Annotated in this window: 19 protein-coding genes; 6 read left to right on the top strand and 13 right to left on the bottom strand. The window is 55.1% G+C overall.

Going from position 1 to position 21,489, the window contains the following annotated elements; genetic code table 11:
- Positions 1-326 precede the first annotated feature (326 nt).
- From efeB to efeU, 3 genes are read right to left on the bottom strand one after another with little or no spacing between them, the layout of a single operon-like run.
- Positions 327-1,610, bottom strand: coding sequence for an iron uptake transporter deferrochelatase/peroxidase subunit (gene efeB, locus SIK69_RS21355; protein WP_319787033.1), 1,284 nt, complete (start codon positions 1,608-1,610; stop codon positions 327-329).
- 6 nt (positions 1,611-1,616) lie between these two features.
- Positions 1,617-2,744: an iron uptake system protein EfeO gene (gene efeO / locus SIK69_RS21360; protein WP_319787034.1), complete on the bottom strand. Its 1,128-nt coding sequence runs from the start codon at positions 2,742-2,744 to the stop codon at positions 1,617-1,619.
- Positions 2,745-2,800: 56 nt separating this feature from the next.
- A complete protein-coding gene (gene efeU, locus SIK69_RS21365) occupies positions 2,801-3,631 on the bottom strand; it encodes an iron uptake transporter permease EfeU (RefSeq protein WP_319629911.1) in 831 nt (276 codons plus the stop codon).
- 250 nt (positions 3,632-3,881) lie between these two features.
- On the opposite strand from efeU, the gene SIK69_RS21370 reads away from it, so the two are divergent.
- The gene (locus tag SIK69_RS21370; RefSeq protein ID WP_319787035.1) at positions 3,882-5,066 is read left to right on the top strand and encodes a NupC/NupG family nucleoside CNT transporter; all 1,185 of its coding nucleotides are present in this window, start codon (positions 3,882-3,884) and stop codon (positions 5,064-5,066) included.
- Between the two features lie 73 nt (positions 5,067-5,139).
- Here the strand turns inward: SIK69_RS21370 and SIK69_RS21375 are convergent, their stop codons facing one another.
- Complete coding sequence (locus SIK69_RS21375) at positions 5,140-5,595, bottom strand: type II 3-dehydroquinate dehydratase (protein ID WP_319787036.1); 456 nt, start codon at positions 5,593-5,595, stop codon at positions 5,140-5,142.
- Positions 5,592-6,929: an MFS transporter gene (locus tag SIK69_RS21380; protein ID WP_319629908.1), complete on the bottom strand. Its 1,338-nt coding sequence runs from the start codon at positions 6,927-6,929 to the stop codon at positions 5,592-5,594. The genes SIK69_RS21375 and SIK69_RS21380 overlap by 4 nt, the downstream gene beginning before the upstream one ends.
- Positions 6,930-7,136: 207 nt before the next feature.
- On the opposite strand from SIK69_RS21380, the gene SIK69_RS21385 reads away from it, so the two are divergent.
- Positions 7,137-8,030 (top strand): LysR family transcriptional regulator, encoded by an 894-nt coding sequence (locus SIK69_RS21385; protein ID WP_319787037.1) that lies wholly within the window; start codon positions 7,137-7,139, stop codon positions 8,028-8,030.
- 145 nt (positions 8,031-8,175) lie between these two features.
- Here SIK69_RS21385 and SIK69_RS21390 read toward each other — a convergent pair whose 3' ends face one another.
- Both SIK69_RS21390 and putP read right to left on the bottom strand, forming a co-directional pair.
- On the bottom strand, positions 8,176-8,598 hold the full coding sequence (locus SIK69_RS21390; protein ID WP_374941344.1) for a DUF3574 domain-containing protein: 423 nt from the start codon (positions 8,596-8,598) through the stop codon (positions 8,176-8,178).
- A gap of 114 nt (positions 8,599-8,712) precedes the next feature.
- Positions 8,713-10,221, bottom strand: a complete 1,509-nt coding sequence (putP, locus tag SIK69_RS21395; protein WP_319629905.1) for a sodium/proline symporter PutP — start codon at positions 10,219-10,221, stop codon at positions 8,713-8,715.
- Between the two features lie 403 nt (positions 10,222-10,624).
- Between putP and putA the strand changes: the two genes are divergently transcribed.
- Complete coding sequence (gene putA, locus SIK69_RS21400; protein WP_319630567.1) at positions 10,625-14,587, top strand: trifunctional transcriptional regulator/proline dehydrogenase/L-glutamate gamma-semialdehyde dehydrogenase; 3,963 nt, start codon at positions 10,625-10,627, stop codon at positions 14,585-14,587.
- An 82-nt stretch (positions 14,588-14,669) separates the two neighbouring features.
- Complete coding sequence (locus SIK69_RS21405) at positions 14,670-15,062, top strand: lysozyme inhibitor LprI family protein (RefSeq protein ID WP_319629904.1); 393 nt, start codon at positions 14,670-14,672, stop codon at positions 15,060-15,062.
- Here SIK69_RS21405 and rutR read toward each other — a convergent pair.
- The 5 genes from rutR to SIK69_RS21430 form a co-directional block, all read right to left on the bottom strand.
- Positions 15,059-15,685: an HTH-type transcriptional regulator RutR gene (gene rutR, locus SIK69_RS21410; RefSeq protein WP_319629903.1), complete on the bottom strand. Its 627-nt coding sequence runs from the start codon at positions 15,683-15,685 to the stop codon at positions 15,059-15,061. The genes SIK69_RS21405 and rutR overlap by 4 nt on opposite strands.
- A gap of 10 nt (positions 15,686-15,695) precedes the next feature.
- Entirely contained in the window at positions 15,696-16,628 is a 933-nt protein-coding gene (locus SIK69_RS21415) for a DMT family transporter (protein WP_319629902.1), read from the bottom strand.
- Positions 16,629-16,770: 142 nt separating this feature from the next.
- Positions 16,771-16,947 (bottom strand): con-10 family general stress protein, encoded by a 177-nt coding sequence (locus SIK69_RS21420; RefSeq protein ID WP_015964929.1) that lies wholly within the window; start codon positions 16,945-16,947, stop codon positions 16,771-16,773.
- Positions 16,948-17,277: 330 nt separating this feature from the next.
- A complete protein-coding gene (locus SIK69_RS21425; protein ID WP_319629901.1) occupies positions 17,278-17,550 on the bottom strand; it encodes a hypothetical protein in 273 nt (90 codons plus the stop codon).
- A gap of 82 nt (positions 17,551-17,632) precedes the next feature.
- Entirely contained in the window at positions 17,633-18,775 is a 1,143-nt protein-coding gene (locus tag SIK69_RS21430) for a YadA C-terminal domain-containing protein (protein WP_319787039.1), read from the bottom strand.
- 430 nt (positions 18,776-19,205) lie between these two features.
- On the opposite strand from SIK69_RS21430, the gene wrbA reads away from it, so the two are divergent.
- Together wrbA and SIK69_RS21440 are read left to right on the top strand one after the other, a co-directional pair.
- Entirely contained in the window at positions 19,206-19,811 is a 606-nt protein-coding gene (gene wrbA / locus SIK69_RS21435) for an NAD(P)H:quinone oxidoreductase (protein WP_319629899.1), read from the top strand.
- Positions 19,812-19,832: 21 nt separating this feature from the next.
- Positions 19,833-20,060 carry a YccJ family protein gene (locus SIK69_RS21440; protein WP_319787040.1) on the top strand — a complete coding sequence of 76 codons (228 nt, stop codon included), beginning with the start codon at positions 19,833-19,835 and terminating at the stop codon, positions 20,058-20,060.
- Between the two features lie 36 nt (positions 20,061-20,096).
- Here the strand turns inward: SIK69_RS21440 and agp are convergent, their stop codons facing one another.
- Positions 20,097-21,338 (bottom strand): bifunctional glucose-1-phosphatase/inositol phosphatase, encoded by a 1,242-nt coding sequence (gene agp / locus SIK69_RS21445; protein ID WP_319787041.1) that lies wholly within the window; start codon positions 21,336-21,338, stop codon positions 20,097-20,099.
- Between the last annotated feature and the right edge of the window lie 151 nt (positions 21,339-21,489).

Genomic DNA, 21,489 nt, shown 5'->3' on the forward strand with positions numbered 1-21,489 from the left:
GCCGGTTGAATAGACGTGATGACGCGACTACGCGCCCCGCGCATCACATCGTTGGTGAACTCATTGGTTGGTGTAAAAGAGAGGAATTTTGTGGCGAAGAAATCGCTGCCGGAGGTGAGGCCTCCGCGCTGACTGGTGCGGTTGGTTTTACATTTATTATGTCCGGTACAGGACCCACCCATTCGCGATCTCCTAAGTGACGACTTTCACGCACTGCCGGGAACTACCGCTGATGTAATAAGTACATCATGAATTATCATAAATGCAACATATTTTTTACCTGCAAGCAACCAAAACTATCCTGCCCGGACGGGCAGGACAGATTATCAGGCTTCCAACAGGCCCTGCGCGAGATAACCGGCGCGGTCTTTCACCCCTGGCAACACAAAGAAGTACCCGCCGCCAATCGGCTTGATGTACTCCTCCAGCGCCTCGCCGTTGAGCCGCTTCTGCACCGCCAGAAAACCTTTTTCCAGGTCATGCTGGAAGCAGACAAACAGCAGCCCCATTTCCAACTGACCCGAGTTGGTCACCCCGAGCGAATAGCTGTAGCCGCGACGCATCATCAGGCTGGATTCGGTTTCCGGAGTACGGGGATTCGCCAGTCGAATATGACTATCGAGCGCAATCACATCGCCATCAGGATCTTTAGCGTAGTCCGGGACATCGTGCTCGTGCTGCATCCCAAGCGGGGCCCCGGAATGCTTATCGCGCCCGAAAATGGTTTGCTGCTCTTTTAGCGGCGTGCGGTCCCAAAACTCGACGTGGAAGGCGATTATCCGCACCGCCTGATAGGATCCGCCGATGGCCCACGTCGGTTCATCTTGCCCTTCCGTGACCCACACGATGTTATCCATCAGCTTCGCGTCGTGGCTGTCCGGGTTGGCGGTGCCATCCTTGAAGCCCAGCAGGTTCACCGGGGTTTCTTTGCCTTTGCTGCGGGCGGCATGGTCAGAGATAAACCCTTCCCGCTTCCAGCGCACGCTCAGTAAGTCCGGCGAATGCTTAATAATATCGCGCAGCGCATGAATGACCGTGTCCTGGGTGTTGGCGCAGATTTGCAGCAGCAGGTCCCCATGACACAGCGCCGCATCCAGTGAATCATTGGGAAAACGCGTCATGTGCTGGAGTTTTTTCGGTGCATACGGGGCCAGGCCGTAGCGCTCATCAAACAGCGACTGCCCCACCGACACGGTGATGGTCAGATTATCCGGCGCGATAAACGACCCGAGAATACCGGAATCCATCGGTGGCAGGCGTGGATTAGGCGTATCCGGCGCAGGCCCGCCAGTGGTCAGGAAGGCAATGCGGTCGGTCAACAGTTTGAACAGCCGCGTGAGATCCGCCTTATCGCTCGCCAGCACGTCAAAGGCCACCAGCATCATCGACGCCTGCTGAGGGGTCAACACACCGGCCTGATGCAGCCCATGAAACGGCTGAGTTTCCATTCGGGCATCCGGCGACAATGTTCCCGGCGCGCTTTGCGGTTTCGCCGCATGGGCGACTGGACATCCCCCGGTCAGCGCCAGCGCGCCTCCCAGCGCGCCAATATTTTTCAGTAAGCGACGACGAGACGGCTCGGTCACATCGTGTGGTTTATTCTGTGCCATAACGCCTTAGTCCAGTCCGAGGATCCCACGCAGATGGGCCAAATCTTCCGCCAGCGTGGTGATAGGCCCTTTTAGCGCATTGCGGTCAGCGTTGGTCAGCTTGTCGTAAGTCTGGTAGCCGTCTTTGGTCTTATACTTCGCCAGGATGGTATCGACTTTTTTGAAGTTGGCATCCACTTTCGCCAGCAAGGCACTGTTTTCTTTCTGCAATTGAGGACGCAGCAGGTCGACAATTTTTTGTGCGCCATCAACGTTGGCCTGGAAATCCCACAGATCGGTGTGGCTGTAACGATCTTCTTCCCCGCTAATTTTGCTGGCAGCGACTTCTTCAATCAGACCCGCGGCACCACCGACCACTTTTGACGGTGGGAAGGCCAGTTCGCTGATACGTTTTTGCAATTCCTGCACATCGCTATTCAGCTGGGTCGCGTAACCGTCCATCCCTTTGGTGGAGTTATCGCCAAACAGGGCTTTCTCCAGACGGTGGAACCCGGTGAATTTCGGGTCTTCCGCTTTCTTCTCGTAATCGTCTTCACGGGCATCAATGCTGCCGTCGAGGTCAGAGAACAGCTCCGCGATCGGTTCGATACGCTCGTAGTATTGACGCGTCGGGGCGTAAAGGGCTTTGGCTTTTTCAATATCACCCGCTTTCACCGCGTCGGTAAAGGCCTGAGTGCCTTTGACCAGTTCAGCCGTTTGGGCGGTAACGTAAGTTTTATAGGCGGCAATCGCGTCGCCGAGGCTCAGCACGGCGTTAGCTTTCGCCGCATCCGCCGTGGCTGCGCCTTTAACGACCAGCGTGCCTTTCGGATTAGTCAGCAGGCCGCAGGTCATTTCATACTGACCCGGTTGCAGGTTGGCGGTCATTTTCTGAGTGAATCCCGGCGCGATATTTTCACGCTCTTCAACCACCATCACCCCTTTAAGAATTTCCCACTCCAGGGCTTTCTGGCTGTGGTTTTGGATGATGAATTGGGTTTTGCCCGCATTGACGGTGATGTTCATCGGCTCGCACTGTTTGTCAGTAACCGTGACTTTCACCTGCGGAATATCGGCGGCCTGCGCGGCAAAGGCGGAGGAAAACAGCGCAGCCATGCCCAGCTGCAGCGCACTACGGCGGAAATTAATCGTCATGACCCATCCCTTTAAATAAGTATGTTGTAACTAAAAGCCAATCATTGTTGTGCCGATCACGCCGTCCGGGAAGGACTCGTTTCGGCGCGAGGCGGCAGTGCGAACAGCACTAGCGCCGGGATCAGATAAATAAAGTACACCGCCACTTCGCTGACGCTGGGCGCTTCCTGGTAGCCGAAAATGCCTTCCAGCAGCGTGCCGAACAGCGTGTGGGTGGACAGCGTCTGGCTGAAATCAAACGCCACGTTCTGGAAATGGTTCCACAGACCGGCCTCGTGAAAGGCGCGGATCGCCCCCGCCGCCAGCCCGGCCGCCACCAGCAAAATAAACAGGCTAGTCCATTTGAAGAACGCCCCAAGATTGAGACGAATGCCGCCCCAGTAAATCATAAAGCCGAGTACCACCGCGGTCGTCAGGCCCAGTATCGCCCCAAGCGGTGGCCAGATGCCGAGATCCTGCTGAAAGGCCGCCAGCAAGAAGAACACCGACTCCAGGCCTTCACGCGCCACGGCGAAAAAGACCATCAGGATCAGCGCCCAGCCGTGGTTATTACCTTTCTGCAACGCGGTATCCACCGCTTCTTCCAGCTGCTTCTTCACATTGCGCGACACTTTGCGCATCCAGAACACCATCCAGGTCAGGATCAACACCGCGATAACCGCCACGATTCCCTCGAACATTTCCTGCTCTTTCTGCGGGAATTCACCGGTAGTTTCGTTGATGAAAATGCCCAGACCCAGGCATAGGGCGGCGGCGAGCACAACGCCAATCCACATCACGCCAATCCAGCGGCCGCGCTGCGTGCGTTTCAGATAGCTGGCAATCAGGCTGACAATCAGCGCTGCCTCCAGCCCTTCGCGTAACATAATGAGAAATGGAACAAACATGCCTGAAACCCTTCAGTGTGAACCGCAGTCAATCGATGCAAAGTTTCGTAAATATGAGTGATAGTGATTATCATTACGGCACAAGGAAACACAAGTGAAATATACGGAGAATGATGTCAGGTTGTAAAAGATTGCTGCGGTTATCGTTATCGTGCGAAGTAAAATCGCTAAGCTTATTAACAGGTAATCGTTTACGCTGCCGCTGCGCTGTGGCTAAATATGCCTCCCGTTTACCTGTAAATTGACTGAAATGGCCAATATTCTTCACTTCCTGCTGGCGCTGGTGGTTATCCTTGCCCTTGCCTGGCTGGTCAGCTTTGACCGCAAAAAAATCCGTATTCGCTATATTGCGCAGCTCGTTATTATTGAAATTGCGCTGGCGTTCTTTTTCCTGCATGCCGAAAGCGGTTTAGTCCTGATTAAATCGGTTTCGGGGGTCTTTGAATCGCTGCTCAAATTCTCGGCTGAAGGTAGCAACTTTGTCTTCGGGGGCATGAGCGATAAAGGTCTGGCGTTTATTTTCTTAGGCGTGCTGTGCCCGATTATCTTTATTTCTGCGCTGATCGGTATTCTCCAGCACTGGCGTATTTTGCCGATTTTCATTCGGGTCATTGGCACGCTGCTGTCGAAGGTCAACGGCATGGGCAAGCTGGAATCCTTTAACGCAGTGAGTTCGATTATCCTCGGACAATCGGAAAACTTTATTGCCTACAAAGGCGTGCTCTCCGACCTCTCCTCTCGGCGTCTGTTCACCATGGCAGCCACCGCGATGTCGACGGTATCGCTGTCGATTGTCGGTGCGTACATGACTATGCTCGACGCGAAATATGTGGTCGCGGCGCTGATCCTCAATATGTTCAGCACCTTCATTATCCTGTCGGTGATTAACCCGACGCGCCCGGATGCCGAAGCGGAAATTAAACTCGAGAAGCTGCACGAATCGCAGAGTTTCTTTGAAATGCTTGGCGAATATATTCTCGCCGGTTTCAGAGTGGCGATGATTATTCTGGCGATGCTGATCGGTTTTATTGCCCTGATTAGCGCGGTGAACGCGCTGTTCTCCACGGTATTCGGCCTGAGCTTCCAGCAGATCCTCGGGTACGTCTTCTATCCGCTGGCGTGGCTGATTGGTATTCCGCTGAGCGATGCGCTGAACGCGGGCAGCATCATGGCGACCAAACTGGTGGCCAATGAGTTTGTGGCGATGATCGAGCTGCAAAAAATTGCCGCCCAGATGACGCCGCGCGGCTTAGGGATCCTGTCGGTGTTCCTGGTGTCGTTCGCGAACTTTGCCTCTATCGGCATTGTGGCGGGGGCGATTAAGGGGCTGAACGAGAAACAAGGCAACGCGGTGTCCCGCTTTGGTCTGCGCCTGGTGTACGGCGCGACGCTGGTGAGTCTGCTGTCGGCAAGCTTTGCCGGGTTATTCCTGTAAGCTGATAACTGCCTGGCGGCTCTGGCAATATTCTGCCGAGAGACCGCCGGGCCATCACTCGCGAAGAGCATTATTAGTTGTGGTCCACCTGACGACGCAGCAGGTCGTCAATGGCCCGGATAGCCAAAGAATACCCCTCTGCTCCCATGCCGCAAATCACTGCGTTGACCGCACCAGACATGATTGAGTGTCGGTGCAGTGCATCCCGTGCATGAATATTCGACAAATGCAGTTCAATCAGCGGCGTGTGGATCACCTTCAGCGCGTCGAGCACCGGAATCGAATGAAACGACAAGCCGGCCGGGTTGATAATCACAGCAGCCCCCTCCTCAAAGGCTTCTTGAATCCAGTCCACCATCACGCCTTCATGGTTGGTCTGGCGGAAATCACATACCAAATCAAGTTCCCCGGCCAGTCGTTCACTGCGCTGACGTATCTGCTCGAGCGTGGTGTGTCCATAAATGTGCGGTTCACGACGCCCCAGCAAGTTCAGGTTAGGGCCGTTAAGAATAAAGACGGTGCGGTTCATGGTCGTCCTAATGTGTTATTTGAAAAGATGGCTGGAGCAGCAGTAGCCTCCGAGTCGGGTGCCGAAACGGTATTCAGGTTGATGCCACGGGTTTCAGGACCGATGAGGATCATGGCCAGCGAGATCAGATTAATTACCGCGCATAGCGTCACTAAAGGCCACGGCGAGTTGTGCGACTGACTCATCAACCACACGGCAATCATTGGCATCGGCCCCCCGATAATCAGGTTCGCCCCGGTGTAGGCCAGTGCGGAACCCGAATAACGAACCTGGGTCGGGAACGCTTCAGCGAAGGCCACTGGCTGGATGCCGCTCTGAAACTGAGTGAAGCCCAAGAATAACCCCATGATTGCCATGATCGCGGCGACGTTTAGCGTGTTAAGAATCGGGAAATAGACGAACAGGATCAGCAATGTCATGCATGAACCAAACGCCAGCGCCTTTTTACGGCCCCAACGGTCTGACAAATACCCCCCCGCCAGCGCGCCGAAAATCGCACACATGTTTGCCACCATCAATGACATAAAGCCTGTCGACTGACTAAAGCCCAGGTGCTTGGTCAGATAGCTGAGAGAGAAGATCACTATCAGATAGAACAGTGCGGCTGGCGAGCAGAAGAAAAACATCAGGCGCAGGATGGTTTTGTAGTGACTGCCCACCGCAGATTTGAGCGGGCTTTTTTCCTGCTTCTCCGGGGCCTTTTTCAAGGCGATGAACGCCGGGGTTTCATCGACTTTCAGCCGGATAAAGACTGCCACCACCACCAGTACGAAACTCATGACGAAGGGAATTCGCCATCCGAAGCTTTCGAATTGTTCGCTTGAAAGTGTCGCGGCCAGCCCCATCAGTACGCCGTTGGCCAATATCTGACTCATGGGTGAACACAAGCCGAGCAAACCAGAATAACGTCCGCGTCGGTCTGGAGATGCGTGCTCCAGCGCCATCAGTTGTGCCCCGGTGGACTCACCGCCCAGTGCGAAGCCTTGAATAATTCGCAGCAGCACAAGAAGGATCGGTGCCCAAATGCCAGCCTGCGCATAAGTCGGCAACAGCCCCATCAGTACTGATGCCAGCCCCATCAGGGTCACGGTAGCTAGCATCAGGTTGCGGCGGCCCAATTTGTCACCGAGGTAGCCACAGGTAATCGCCCCCAGCGGGCGAGCAGCCAGGCCAACACCGAAGGTTGCAAGCGAAGCGAGCAGTCCAGCGGTCGGCTCCATCGCCGGGAAAAACAGTTTAGGTAGAATGGTGGCCGATACCGCGCCATATAGCGTGAAGTCAAACCATTCCAAAGCAGTGCCAATGGTTGCGGCGGTGACTGCTTTTCGGGGCATGCGTAAATCATGACTCTCATTACTTGTTGTGTTCATAGAGGTATTTGTCCTTTATTTTTATGCGTGCAGGTAGGATTTCCATACAACTCCGTTCCGGCATAAGTGCGGGCAAGAAACGTCGAAGTAAATAGACATTAGCGCATCCCCTCTTCAGAATAATTATGAAAATTACGATAAATCGATAAGCTAACCTTATTAAGGTGGACTATGGAACTGCGTCATTTGAAAGCCTTCACCGTCGCCGCTGAATTGCAGCACTTCAGCAAAGCGGCCGAACAATTGGGCATTGCGCAACCAGCACTGAGCCAATTAATGCGAACACTGGAGTCCGAGCTGGGTCTGGCTCTGTTTCGCCGGGAAAACCGGGGGGTGGTATTGACCGCTGCCGGCGAGGCGTTTTTGACACATGCGCGGCAGTCGATCGAGTCCAGTAAACTGGCGATAGCCGCTGCCGGGCGAGCCCGGCGTGGAGAGGTGGGCGAGATCAATATCGGTTATCACTCAGCGTTGTTCGAGGCTCACCTGCCGCAATTACTGCGCCATTACTTCAGCACCTTCCCTGAGGTCAAAGTGTCGTTGGTGGACGCGGGTATTAGCGCGCAATTCGACATGTTGCTGAACCACACACTCGACCTGGCATTTGCCAGGGTGTTTAAAGATCACCTCCCCGACCGTCTGCGGACCCATCAATTCAGCCAGTCCAGGCTGGTTCTGCTCATCCCGGACAACCATGAACTGGCGGAGAGTTTTACGGGCGACCTGTCGACGTTGCGCCATGAGAAATTCGTGTTTTTGCAAGACGCCGCGGGCATCGGCCTGACCTCACACACCCTACAGGCGTGCCGACAAAATCACTTGCATCCCGAGAACATAATGTACGTCCCGTCGTTGATGAGTATTCCCGGGTTGGTCGCCGCAGGGATTGGATTGAGTATCGTGCCTGAAACAGTCACGGGTTTAACCATGCCTGGTATACGGATTGTGCCCTTAGCCCAACCGGAAATGGTGAGTGAGTTGTTATTGATTTCCAGGATTGATGAGCGTTCAAGCGCGGTACAGCACTTTATCAATGAAGCCCATGGTTGGGCTGATAAGGTGTAATGTTGGGATACAGGCATTCACCAGAATGAAATGCCAGAACGTCACTGGGTGAATCGTTAGGACTACAGACCCAGCGAAATACATCCATGATGCTGGTTTACTGATAATTAGCGGGAGTCCCTCAGGGGATTTCCCGCCGTTTGCTTTAGAACTGCACGCACACCGGCTGGTCAACGCGCATTACCGACTCCTGCGCAAAGCGGGATTTATAGACCCCACGCAGGGCTTCGATATTGCTTTCGCTCTGCGCATCCTTGCCATGAATCAGCATCAGCGCCTTGCTCTGCTCACGCGCCACCGTGCCGTTGTTGCCGAGCCACTGTCCGCGCGCATCAAACACCGTCAGGCCATCTTTGAAGCGCGGCGTCACGTCGTTATCAACAAACTGCTGCCACTCCTGGGCCGTAATGTCTTTCCCGGCCGGGCGGCTCAGGCCGAAGAACAGCGTGGTTTGCTGCATCTGGTTGTCCGCTTTACAGCTTTGCATGTCTGCGACTGATTTTTGCGATGGTGCCGTGCAACCGCTGAGGGCGAACGCCAACGCGATGGCAGCGGATCCCATTTTCATTTTGCTTGTCATTGCCTGCTATCCTCATTGTTTTTTTGCTGGAAGATATCAGCGCATTTTCAGGCAATTAGCAAGCAAAAAGCCCGCTGACGCGGGCTTGTGAAGGAGGGAAGCTTATTCCGGCTGTAAGCGTGACGGAGGCGCTGAATGGTAATGCGCATCCGCTTCGGCAAAGCGTTGTTGCATCGTCGCCGACGGGGCTTTGCCCAACAGGCTGAAGACCACGATCCCGATGCTGCCAAAGATAAAGCCAGGGATGATTTCATACAGACCCAACCAACCGAACTGTTTCCAGACGATAACGGTTACAGCCCCAATCACCATTCCCGCCAGTGCTCCGTTGCGGGTCATGCGTGACCACAACACCGAGAACAACACTACCGGGCCAAACGCCGCCCCGAAACCGGCCCAGGCGTAGCTCACCAGGCCCAGCACGCGGTTTTCCGGGTTTGCTGCCAGAGCAATCGCTACCAGCGCGACCACCAGCACCATCAGACGGCCCACCCAGACCAGCTCTTTCTGGCTGGCACCTTTACGCAGGAACGCTTTGTACAGGTCTTCGGTAATCGCACTGGAACACACCAGCAGCTGACAGCTCAGGGTCGACATCACCGCCGCCAGAATCGCCGACAGCAGAATGCCGGCAATCCACGGATTAAACAGAATTTGCGCCAGTTCGATAAACACGCGCTCGGCATTCTGGTTCACTGCCCCTGCCAGGTCAGCGTGCGTATTAAAGAAGGCGATACCGAAGAAGCCCACCGAGACCGCACCCGCCAGACACAAAATCATCCACGTCATACTGATCCGACGCGCATGCACGATGCTGTGGTGAGAATCCGCCGCCATGAAACGCGCCAGAATGTGCGGCTGACCGAAGTAGCCCAGGCCCCAGCCCATCAGCGAGATAATCGCCACGAAATTCAGGCCTTTGAGCATGTCGACGTTTTCGATGCTCTTTTGCTTAATCACTTCCAGCGAATCGCCGAAGCCACCGACGGTGATAATCACAATCACCGGGGTCAGGATCAGGGCGAAAATCATCAGGCTCGCCTGCACGGTGTCCGTCCAGCTCACGGCCAGGAAGCCACCGACGAAGGTGTAGAGAATCGTTGCCGCCGCTCCAGCCCACAGTGCGGTTTCGTAGCTCATGCCGAAGGTGCTTTCAAAGAGACGCGCCCCCGCCACAATGCCGGATGCACAATAGATGGTGAAGAACAGCAGGATCACCAGCGCGGAGATAATACGCAGCACACGGCTTTTATCTTCGAAGCGACCGGTGAAGTAGTCCGGCAGCGTCAGGGCGTTGTTGTTGACTTCGGTATGCACGCGCAGACGCCCGGCCACCAGTTTCCAGTTAATCCATGCCCCGACGCACAGGCCAATGGCAATCCAGCTTTCGGAAATCCCGGAGATGAAAATCGCGCCCGGCAACCCCATCAACAGCCAGCCGCTCATATCGGACGCACCGGCAGACAGCGCGGTAACAAAAGGGCCCAGGCTGCGGCCACCTAAAATGTAGTCATCGAAATTTTTGGTATTACGCCATGCAATAAACCCAATCAGGATCATGCCAAATATATAAACCAGAAAGGTCACCATCATCGGTGTGCTGATAGCCATTAATAATCTCCAGAATAACGCTGTTTTTTTCCCTTTACCGGAACGAAGTATCGGGTTCTTAGCTACGGCCGGTGCGTATCCTGCCGTATGCGGAATTTATTCACAAACGATTTAACACTGCATTTACAGATAATACATCCCGCCAACAGGATCAATTTCCTATAGGTTGCACTCGCTCACGCTTTTATCGGTTGCACCCTGCAAAAGTGTTAAGCGCCGCATAAAACCAGGCTTCTTCACAATAACGATGTTCATTTTTCAATGTTAAAAAGATTTAACAGGTCATTGCTTTTCCTGATTGCTGGTCAGGTCACACTTAACATGGTTGCACAAAGTTGCAACATGATAGATATTTCTGTGCAACTCAATAACGCAGCAGCAAAGAACAATGGGAGTAACTGGCATGGGCAGCACCACCATGGGCGTAAAACTGGACGACGCCACGCGCGAACGTATTAAAAGCGCGGCAACCCGCATTGACCGCACGCCGCACTGGCTGATTAAACAAGCGATCTTTAATTATCTGGAAAAGCTGGAAAACGACGAAGCGTTACCGGAACTGCCTGCCCTGCTGTCTGGTGCGGCAAATGAAAGTGACGAAGGCGTCATTCAGGTTGAGGAAACGCCGCAGCCGTTCCTCGAATTTGCCGAGCAGATCCTGCCGCAGTCGGTGACCCGGTCGGCGATCACCGCCGCCTGGCGTCGGGCCGAAACCGACGCAGTGCCCATGCTGCTGGAGCAGGCTCGTCTGCCGCAAAACGTGGCCGAAGAGGCGCACAAGCTGGCCTATCAGCTGGCGGAAAAACTGCGTAACCAGAAAACCGCCAGCGGTCGCGCGGGCATGGTACAGAGTCTGTTACAGGAATTTTCCCTCTCTTCACAGGAAGGCGTGGCGCTGATGTGCCTGGCCGAAGCGCTGCTGCGTATCCCTGACAAAGCCACCCGCGATGCGCTGATCCGCGACAAAATCAGCAACGGCAACTGGCAGTCACACATTGGCCGCAGCCCGTCGCTGTTCGTGAACGCCGCCACCTGGGGCCTGTTGTTCACCGGCAAGCTGGTGTCGACCCATAACGAAGCCAGCCTGTCGCGATCCCTGAACCGCATCATTGGTAAGAGCGGCGAGCCGCTGATCCGCAAAGGCGTGGACATGGCGATGCGTCTGATGGGCGAACAGTTCGTCACCGGGGAAACCATCTCCGAAGCGCTGGCTAACGCTCGTAAGCTCGAAGACAGAGGCTTCCGCTACTCCTACGATATGCTTGGCGAAGCCGCGCTGACCGCCGCCGATGCGCAGGCGTATATGGTCTCTTATCAGCAGGCGATCCACGCGATTGGGAAAGCCTCCAACGGGCGCGGGATTTATGAAGGCCCGGGGATTTCCATTAAGCTGTCGGCGCTGCACCCGCGCTACAGCCGCGCCCAGTATGATCGGGTGATGGAAGAACTTTACCCGCGTCTGAAATCCCTGACTCTGCTGGCACGCCAGTACGATATCGGCATCAACATTGACGCCGAAGAAGCCGATCGCCTGGAGATCTCCCTCGATCTGCTGGAAAAACTGTGCTTCGAGCCAGAACTGGCGGGCTGGAACGGCATCGGCTTCGTGATTCAGGCCTACATGAAGCGCTGTCCGTTCGTGATTGACTACCTGATCGACCTCGCCACCCGCAGCCGTCGTCGCCTGATGATCCGTCTGGTAAAAGGCGCGTACTGGGACAGCGAAATCAAACGCGCGCAGATGGATGGCCTCGAAGGTTATCCGGTGTATACCCGCAAGGTGTATACCGACGTGTCCTACCTCGCCTGCGCCAAAAAACTGCTGGCGGTGCCGAACCTGATTTATCCGCAGTTCGCCACCCATAACGCCCATACCCTGGCGGCGATTTATCAGCTGGCAGGCCAGAATTATTATCCAGGCCAGTATGAGTTCCAGTGCCTGCACGGCATGGGCGAACCGCTGTACGATCAGGTGGTCGGGAAAATTGCCGAGGGCAAACTGAACCGTCCGTGCCGTATTTATGCCCCGGTGGGCACCCACGAAACGCTGCTGGCGTATCTGGTGCGTCGTCTGCTGGAAAACGGGGCCAACACTTCGTTTGTTAACCGCATCGCCGACACCACCCTGCCGCTGGATGAGCTGGTCGCCGACCCGGTCAGCGCGGTGGAAAAACTCGCTCAACAGGAAGGCCAGACCGGGCTGCCGCATCCGAAAATCCCGTTGCCGCGCGATTTGTACGGCGAAGGTCGAGACAACTCTGCCGGGCTGGATCTGGCGAATGAACACCGTCTGGCGTCGCTTTCTTCATCGCTGCTCAATAGCGCCCTGCATAAATGGCGGGCTTTGCCGATTCTGGAACAGCCGACCGAAGAGGGTGATATGCAGCCGGTTATCAACCCGGCAGAGCCAAAAGATGTGGTCGGTTACACCCGGGATGCCACCGAGCGCGAAGTGGAGCAGGCCCTCACCAACGCGGTGAACAATGCGCCTATCTGGTTCGCCACCCCGCCGCAGGAGCGCGCCGCGATTCTGGAACGCGCCGCGGTAATAATGGAAGGCCAGATGCAGCAGTTGATGGGCATTCTGGTGCGCGAAGCGGGCAAAACCTTTAGCAACGCCATCGCCGAAGTGCGTGAAGCGGTCGATTTCCTGCATTACTACGCCGGGCAGGTGCGCGACGATTTCGCCAACGAAACCCATCGCCCACTGGGCCCGGTGGTGTGTATCAGCCCGTGGAACTTCCCGCTGGCGATTTTCACCGGACAAATTGCCGCCGCCCTCGCCGCCGGGAACAGCGTGCTGGCCAAACCGGCGGAGCAAACGCCGCTGATTGCTGCCCAAGGGATCAACATTCTGCTGGAAGCGGGCGTACCCGCAGGCGTGGTGCAACTGCTGCCGGGCCGGGGCGAAACCGTCGGGGCGCAGTTGACCTCCGACAGCCGCGTGCGCGGGGTGATGTTTACCGGTTCCACCGACGTGGCCACCCTGCTGCAACGCAACATCGCCAGCCGGCTCGATCCGCAGGGGCGTCCGACGCCGCTGATCGCCGAAACCGGCGGCATGAACGCGATGATCGTCGACTCGTCAGCCCTGACCGAACAGGTGGTGGTGGACGTGGTGGCCTCGGCGTTCGACAGTGCCGGACAGCGCTGCTCAGCCCTGCGCGTTCTGTGCTTACAGGATGAAATTGCCGACCACACCCTGACCATGCTGAAAGGCGCGATGGCGGAATGCCGGATGGGTAATCCAGGCCGCATGACCACCGATATCGGCCCAGTGATTGATGCCGAAGCGAAAGGCAATATCGAACGTCACATTCAGACCCTGCGTGCGAAAGGCCGTCCGGTATTCCAGGCGGTGCGCGATAACAGCGACGATCGCTGGGAATGGGCGCACGGCACGTTTGTGCCGCCAACGCTTATCGAACTGGACAGCTTCGATGAGCTGCAAAAAGAGGTGTTCGGGCCGGTGCTGCACGTGGTCCGCTATCGTCGCAACGAACTGAACGCGCTGGTCTCGCAGATTAACGCCTCCGGCTACGGCCTGACGTTGGGGGTGCATACCCGTATCGACGAAACCATCGCCCAGGTCACCGGCAGCGCTCACGTCGGCAACCTGTACGTCAACCGCAACATGGTCGGGGCGGTAGTCGGGGTACAACCGTTTGGCGGGGAAGGATTATCCGGCACCGGGCCAAAAGCCGGGGGACCGATGTATCTGTATCGCCTGCTGTCGAGCCGCCCGGACGATGCGCTACTCACCACCCTCAACCGTCAGGATGCCGATCACCCGGTTGATGCGCAGCTGAAAACGCTGCTCGAACAGCCTCTGGTCGCGCTGCGCGAGTGGGCTGGCAGCCGTCCAGCGCTGAAAGCCCTGTGCGATCGTTACGGCGAACTGGCCCAGGCGGGCACCCAGCGTCTGCTGCCGGGCCCGACCGGAGAACGCAACAGCTGGACGCTGATGCCGCGCGAACGCGTGCTGTGTCTGGCGGATAACGAAGATGATGTGCTGACGCAACTCGCCGCCGTGACTGCCGTCGGCAGCGAAGTGCTGTGGCCGGATGAAAGCCTGCACCACACGCTGGTTAAACAGTTGCCGAAAGCGGTGAGCGAGCGCATTCGTTTCGCTAAACGCGAGCAGATTACCGGGGAAGATTTTGACGCGGTTATCTACCACGGCGACTCCGATCAGCTGCGCGAGCTGTGCCAGCAGGTGGCGGCCCGCGACGGGGCAATCATCTCCGTGCAGGGCTTCGCCCGCGGCGAAACCAATCTGCTGCTGGAGCGTCTGTACGTGGAACGATCGCTGAGCGTCAACACCGCGGCGGCGGGCGGTAACGCCAGCCTGATGACAATCGGTTAAGGTTGTGATTTATTAGGGGCAACGCGCCCCTGTAGGCCCGGTACGCGCCAGCGCCACCGGGCTTTTTTTTGGAGAAAACACGATGAAACTGAGTATTATCGCCGCTGCCGCACTGCTTATCAGCACCTCCGTTCTGGCGGAAGACTGTGACAATGCCACCTCACAGGCCGCACTTAACGCCTGCGCCAGCAACGACTATAAAAAGCAGGATGATCTCCTGAATCAGACTTACAAAGAGGCGATGAAACTCGCCACCGAGACGCAGAAAACCCAGCTCAAAGCCGCGCAAAATGCATGGATTGCCTTTCGTGATGCCGACTGCGCATTTTTAACCTCTGGCGCTGACGGCGCATCCGTCGCCCCGATGGTTCACGCCCAGTGTATGACTGACAAAACCCGCGAGCGCACCGAGCTACTGAAGAGCACCCTCAGCTGTGAAGAAGGCGATGTGAGCTGCGTTTTCCCCCCACGTTAACGCAGGCGGATCCCTTCGATTATCATGCGCTGCACGTTCTCCACCGTTTGCTGAAAGAAGGTTTCATCGCGCAGCGTTTTACCGGTGACCGCCTCCACCTGCGTGGAAAAATCCGCGTAGTGCTGGGTGGCGGCCCAAATCATAAAGATCAGGTGATTGGGGTCGATCGGGGCCAGTTTTCCCTCGCTGACCCAGGCTGAAATAATCGCCGATTTTTCATCGACCAATGATTTCAAATCCCCTGTTAGCTCCGCCATTAACAGCGGCGCACCCTGTAACATCTCAAGGCAGAACAGCCGTGAAGCTTCCGGATGATCGCGGGAAACTTCCAGCTTAAGGCGAATGTATTCACCAATCGCCACCAGCGGGGTGAACTCCTGGCGAAAGGCACGCAGCGGGGCCAGCCAGATATCGAGGATATTGCGCATCACCGCAACATACAGCGCTTCTTTCGACGGGTAGTAGTAGAGCAGATTGGTTTTTGACACTCCCGCCTGCTCCGCCACCTGCTCCAGACGGGTACCATGAATGCCGAATTGTGAGAAGGTGTTCAGCGCCGCCGTCAGAATGGCTTCTCGTTTGGCACTCACCGCCTGGCTACGTTTTCCGGTTTTCTGCCCCATCACGCTCTCCTTATTCCTGCGCCGTACATTTGTTTTCCGCCTCTTCCGTCACCGGCGATAACGCTTTTTTCTTTTTGAATTTGAGTTCGCTGACCAGTACGCCCGCGATGATAAATGCCGCGCCGAGCAGGGCCAGCATCGGTAAACGCTCGCCCGCCATACGACCAAAAATACCCGCCCACACCGGCTCACCAGTATAAATGACCGTCGCCCGGGTCGGGGACACGCTGCGCTGGGCCCAGTTCATCACCACCTGAATAATGGCGCTGAAAATGCCTAACCCCAGCGCCACCGCCAGCAGACCCGGTGAAAAGGACGGCACCGATTCACCCGCAGGCACCATCATGGTGAAAGCCACCAGTGAGGCGGTCGCCAGTTGAACCACCGTCACCCGACGCACATCGACCTTCCCGGCCCAGGCGCTGATTAAAATGATTTCTGCCGCGATGGCCAACGCACCCGCGAGGGTAATGATTTCCCCTGCGCCCAGCGCCAACACATTACCGTCCGGCCCGGCCAGCAACATCAGGCCGATAAACGCCAGCGCTATCCCAATGCAGGACATCAAACCCGGCATGCGCCCGAGGCACAGCCATTGCAGTAATGGCACCAGCGGAACGTACATCGCGGTAATAAAGGCGGATTTACTGCTGGAGATGGACTGTAAGCCCCAGGTTTGCAGGCTGTAGCCAAACGCAATGGCAATGCCGATGACCACCCCTGCTTTCAGCTCAAGCCGGGTTAATCCGCCAAGCGTACGCCAGGACAGTACACCCACCGCCAGCGCCGCGGTCGCAAAACGCAGGCCAACAAAGAAGAAGGGATCGCTCAGCGTCACGGCATATTGCACCGCGAGGAAAGTACCGCCCCAGAACATGGTGATCACAATCAGGAGCGCTTCCTGAGGTTTTATCGAGAATTGATAGCGAGACAGAAAGGACATAACACCGCCGGGATGACATTCAGCCCGTCAGTTTGCAGATTCCCGCCAGGCTCTGCAACCACCAGAAATGAAAAAACCGCCGGGTTAACCCGGCGGCGGGGATTGATGGGCTCAGGTCGCCACATCATACGGCGTCAGACCACTAGCTATTACGATTGCTGCCGTGGCTGTTCTTACCCCCTTTTTTGCCCGCTTCAGAGGCGCGTTGAGGATCGTTTTTAAAGTTCCCCCCGCTGTGCTGGCCACCTTTACGACCTGCTTCTGATGCTCTATCACGGTCTTCGGCAAAATTGCCGGAACCGCCACGATGGTTTGCCATTACGGACCTCCAATCAATTGGTCAGACATCATATTGCATTACGTGAGTGTGGAAGATTCCACTGCGCGACCTCAGGGCAACACCCTGTTCGTTGCCGCGTGGAACTAAGCTTAGTGGAAGCTCATGATTCCTCCAGCAGACGGTAATATCCTGCAACATGCGCTCAGCGGAAAGTATGAGTTTGCCGCTCCGCGACGCATAAGCGACTCTTATGGCTTATGAAAAATTCGCACAAGAAAGTGTGTCATTTTGCTACAGGACAACTGCCGCTTGCCGTCACGTTCAACTGACTGAATTAAGGGGTGTTTTCACCAATGGACTGCCCCAACGTCAGCCGTGTAAATTCCCGACGTAAACGCCTTGCTTCATTAGCGCCACTTTTCCTGTTTTATAAACAATCACCTGGTATAAACCGGAGCTGTAAACGGTAGCGTTGGACGTTTTCTCATCCAGCGCACACGGCTTATCATCCAGGTAGGCGAAATAACCATTATCCACGCGAAAACTGACCCCATAGCCTTGATAACTGTGCGACATATGGGTTGCCGCCTGGCAGATCAACGAGGTTCCAGCCAACAGGAAACCTAACACGACAGACTTCATGCTCATCATCATTCACTCTTTTTATTTCCGTTTCGGACGGAGTTTTGTTTATGTCGGGCTGATTAGCCCCGATAGAAATGGATTACCAACCGATTGATACGCCTGCGCCATAGCCGACATTTTGTTGGGTATCGTCTGACACCGAGGCTTTAACAATGACGCTTTGCGATACGCGCGCCGACATCCCTACCGCAACGGCGTTTTCGCCTTCGTAACCACCTATACCCGCGCCGACGGAGAAGGTTTGCCCCTGAATGACCTGAGGAATATTCGCCTGAGCCATGGCCCCGGAGGCCCCGGCCGCCGCATCGCGTTTATTACTGTCGACTTCAGACTTCAGGTTGCTGAAATTGTTATTCAGCTTGTTAATTTGCGCGGTATTACTTGAGACCTGGGTTTGCGTTGCGCGGACTTCCGAATGAACGGTTTCGATGTTATTTCCGTTAATATCGATATCACGATGGTTTTGAGCAATTGCCGTTTGGTTATTAACGATTAATTTTTCATCCTGCTTTATGGCATCGCCATTTTTCACAATCGCATCCTGGTTTTGCGCAATACCTTTATGGTTGCGGTCAATCTCATGACTGTTATCAGCAAGGTGGCTGCTATTGTCTGCTATCGCTTCGCGCGTGCGCTGGATTTGGTCATGAGTTTGCTTAAGACCTTCCTGATTCTTTTCGATTTCTTTTTCATCCTGAACAATCGCATTGCTATTTGCAGTGACCACTTCACGGGTGCGTTTAATCGCCTCCTGATTCAGTTCAACACCCTCCTCGGTTTTCGCAATTTGACGTTGGTTTTGCGTAATGAGCCCATTCTCAGCATCATCGGATTTTTGTACCTCAGGCAGCGTGCTCTTTAACGGCGCAATCGGGTTATCTATGTTGCTATGGGTATCAGGATCGGGAGCAGAAACTGGCTGCGTGATTGACGGTTCAAGATTGACCATTGGCACGCTATGGGTTGTGCTGAGTGTAATCTGACCTAAGGTCAAATAACCATTTGTTGCAGGGTTCCATGGCTTATTGCCCGACAAATAAGTATTGGCTTCCTGAAGGGAATTTTTTTTCATTACTTCGTTGTAAACATAGGGGGCGATTTTTTGAATTTCTGGATGCAACGTAAAATAATCATTTGCCGCATCAAGATCGGTCCCCGTTAACGCATAGGCGGAAGGAACAATAGCAGTGAAAAACAGACAAGCAGGCACTATAAATTTCATTAAATTACCATCAGATCATTATTTAAAGGTCGAAGGAGTATCAGTACAAATGTCCTTGAGCTGAAACCGGGGTTGACACCTTACAAACAAAAATTCCTTTTATCCTGGTGATGGCCAGCTAAGCGGGGTGATTTTAGACGTACGGGATAGGGTAAAATTTGATTTAAGATAATTTTGCGAAATGTTTCACATGAGAAAAATTCGCTTTGTGAATAATAAAGGTGAGAAATTGTTGCGGCCTGTTACAGCACGAATAGCGTAGACAGATCATGTTGTATGAAAATTGTGAAACAGGGTTTCATGTGAAAAGAAAGGTGTCTGCACGTTACTCTGCGTTTATCTGGGTCTCAAAGTTGACCACAGCCACTCTGTGACCAACACTTTCAGAAGTATTGGGCTAAAACACAGTGTCATTACGGAGAATAAGGCTATGAGTGGAAACGCAAAAATTCTGGTTCTTTTTTATTCCATGTACGGACACATCGAAACAATGGCGCAAGCCGTTGCGGAAGGTGCGAACAGGGTGGATGGCGTGGATGTGACGGTGAAACGCGTGCCGGAAACCATGTCGGCGGAAGTGTTCGCCAAAGCTGGCGGGAAAACGCATACCGCCCCGGTTGCCACGCCGCAGGAGCTGGCTGATTACGATGCCATTATCATCGGCACCCCGACCCGCTTCGGCAATATGGCCGGGCAAATGCGCACCTTCCTCGATCAAACCGGTGGCCTGTGGGCCTCGGGTGCACTGTACGGCAAGCTCGCCAGCGTGTTCAGTTCGACCGGCACCGGCGGCGGCCAGGAACAAACCATTACCTCCACCTGGACCACCCTTGCCCATCACGGGATGATTATTGTGCCAATTGGCTATGCCGCACAGGAACTGTTTGACGTTTCTCAAGTACGCGGCGGCACGCCGTATGGCGCTACCACCATTGCAGGCGGGGACGGTTCCCGTCAGCCAAGCCAGGAAGAGCTGTCAATTGCTCGCTATCAGGGTGAACACGTTGCCAATTTGGCCGTGAAATTTAAAGCGTAATCTTCTGTAAGGAGGAGTGATATGCCAACACAGGAATCCAAAGCACATCGCGTGGGCGAATGGGCCAGCTTGCGAAATACCTCGCCAGAAATCGCTGAAGCCATTTTTGAAGTGGCGAAGTACGATGAAAAACTGGCGGAGAAAATCTGGGAGGAAGGCAGCGATGAAGTGCTGACGCGCGCCTTTGAAAAAACCGATAAAGACGCGCTGTTCTGGGGCGAACAAACTATCGAACGTAAAAACGTCTAAGCCAACAACTCCCCCGCCCTGCGGGGGAGCCTGCATTTATTTTGCCGCGTTATTTAATACCGCATTGAATTTATCTACCGGACAGAAACCGTCTGCATCCACCGGGCAGCCTTTCAGTTCCAGCGTCACGCGCTGCGGCGGGGCTTGCAGGGTCAGCACATCGGCGTTACGCAGCTGTTTGCTACTCTGATAGACATAGTCAATTTTCATCAGTTCACGATTGCCGCGGGTATCGTGCCAGCGCTGGAAGACGATTTTGCCGCCAATCGGGGTGCGTTCGTACTGGTCATGCAGCTGATAGGGTTTGAAATCCAGCGCCATTAACAGCGACGCAATGTTGGAATCGTGCCCCACCAGCAGCGTGAGTTTCGCCGCTTTGTTGGCATCGGTTACCAGCGTTTTATCAATGTATTTCACCAACGGTGCTGCCACGTTGCGCGCCACCTCCGGCGAGGTAAACAGACTGTCCTGATAGCCGTTTTTCAACTCTGACAGCACACGCCATTGCTGATCGGTTTTGATCTCCCCCCACGCCACCTGATCGAGCGGGAACCCTTCGTAGTATTGCAGCGTGAAGGCGTCCACTAGCGAGTTACCGATTTTCAGCGGCCCGGACACGCCTGGCTCTTTCTCAAACGGTGCGCTGAAGGTGTCTTTATCATCGCTCAGCGAACAGACTTTTTTCTCTTTGCAGGATGGCGAGTTCTGATAATCGACGATCTTCTCCAGCAGCTTGTAGCTGTCGTCGAGATTCATCTTCTGCCGCTCTTCTGCCATCACCTTCACCGCCTGCTGGCTGAACGCCGCCGAGGAATCGGTGATCACCGGGTTGAAGGTCGGGTCCATAGTGCCCATTTTTTCCTGATGATGAACCGGGACATCACAGCCAGGGAACGCGCCGGTGATAAAGAACTGCGCCGTCGCCACGGTACGTTGCAGACTGTTGGCGTAAGCATACACCGCATCAGACGGCGGACATTCCCCGGCGGTGACCATCCCCTGCTCGGCCAGCCATTCGCGCATGTAATGGCCCATGTACACCTCGAGCACGCCACCTTTGGTGGTCAATTGTCCACCAGGTACATCCCACTCTGGCCATTTGTTCGGCGTGGATTGTTCCAGCACGCTACCGTTATTGGCGAGGGGCGCACGCAGGTTGTGTCGACTCATGATCAACACCTGCTGGAGTTGATACCCCTGCGGCGCGGTTTGCGCCTGTCCGCCGAAAGAGGCCAGTAAAGACCCTATTACCATCACCGCCAGTGCGCTTTTTCTCATCCCTTAGTCCTCATGCGTTAATGAATTGTCTTTAGTGTGACAGAATTATGACAACTTACCGGGAAGTGCGCCGCAAACTGGCGATTTTATCTTCGCTTGCGGGCGGCGATGCCCTCATCCGGCGGGTCCTGTGCTACATTTTCCGCAGATG

The organism is Scandinavium lactucae, assembly GCF_033843265.1.
GTDB classification, from domain to species: domain Bacteria; phylum Pseudomonadota; class Gammaproteobacteria; order Enterobacterales; family Enterobacteriaceae; genus Scandinavium; species Scandinavium lactucae.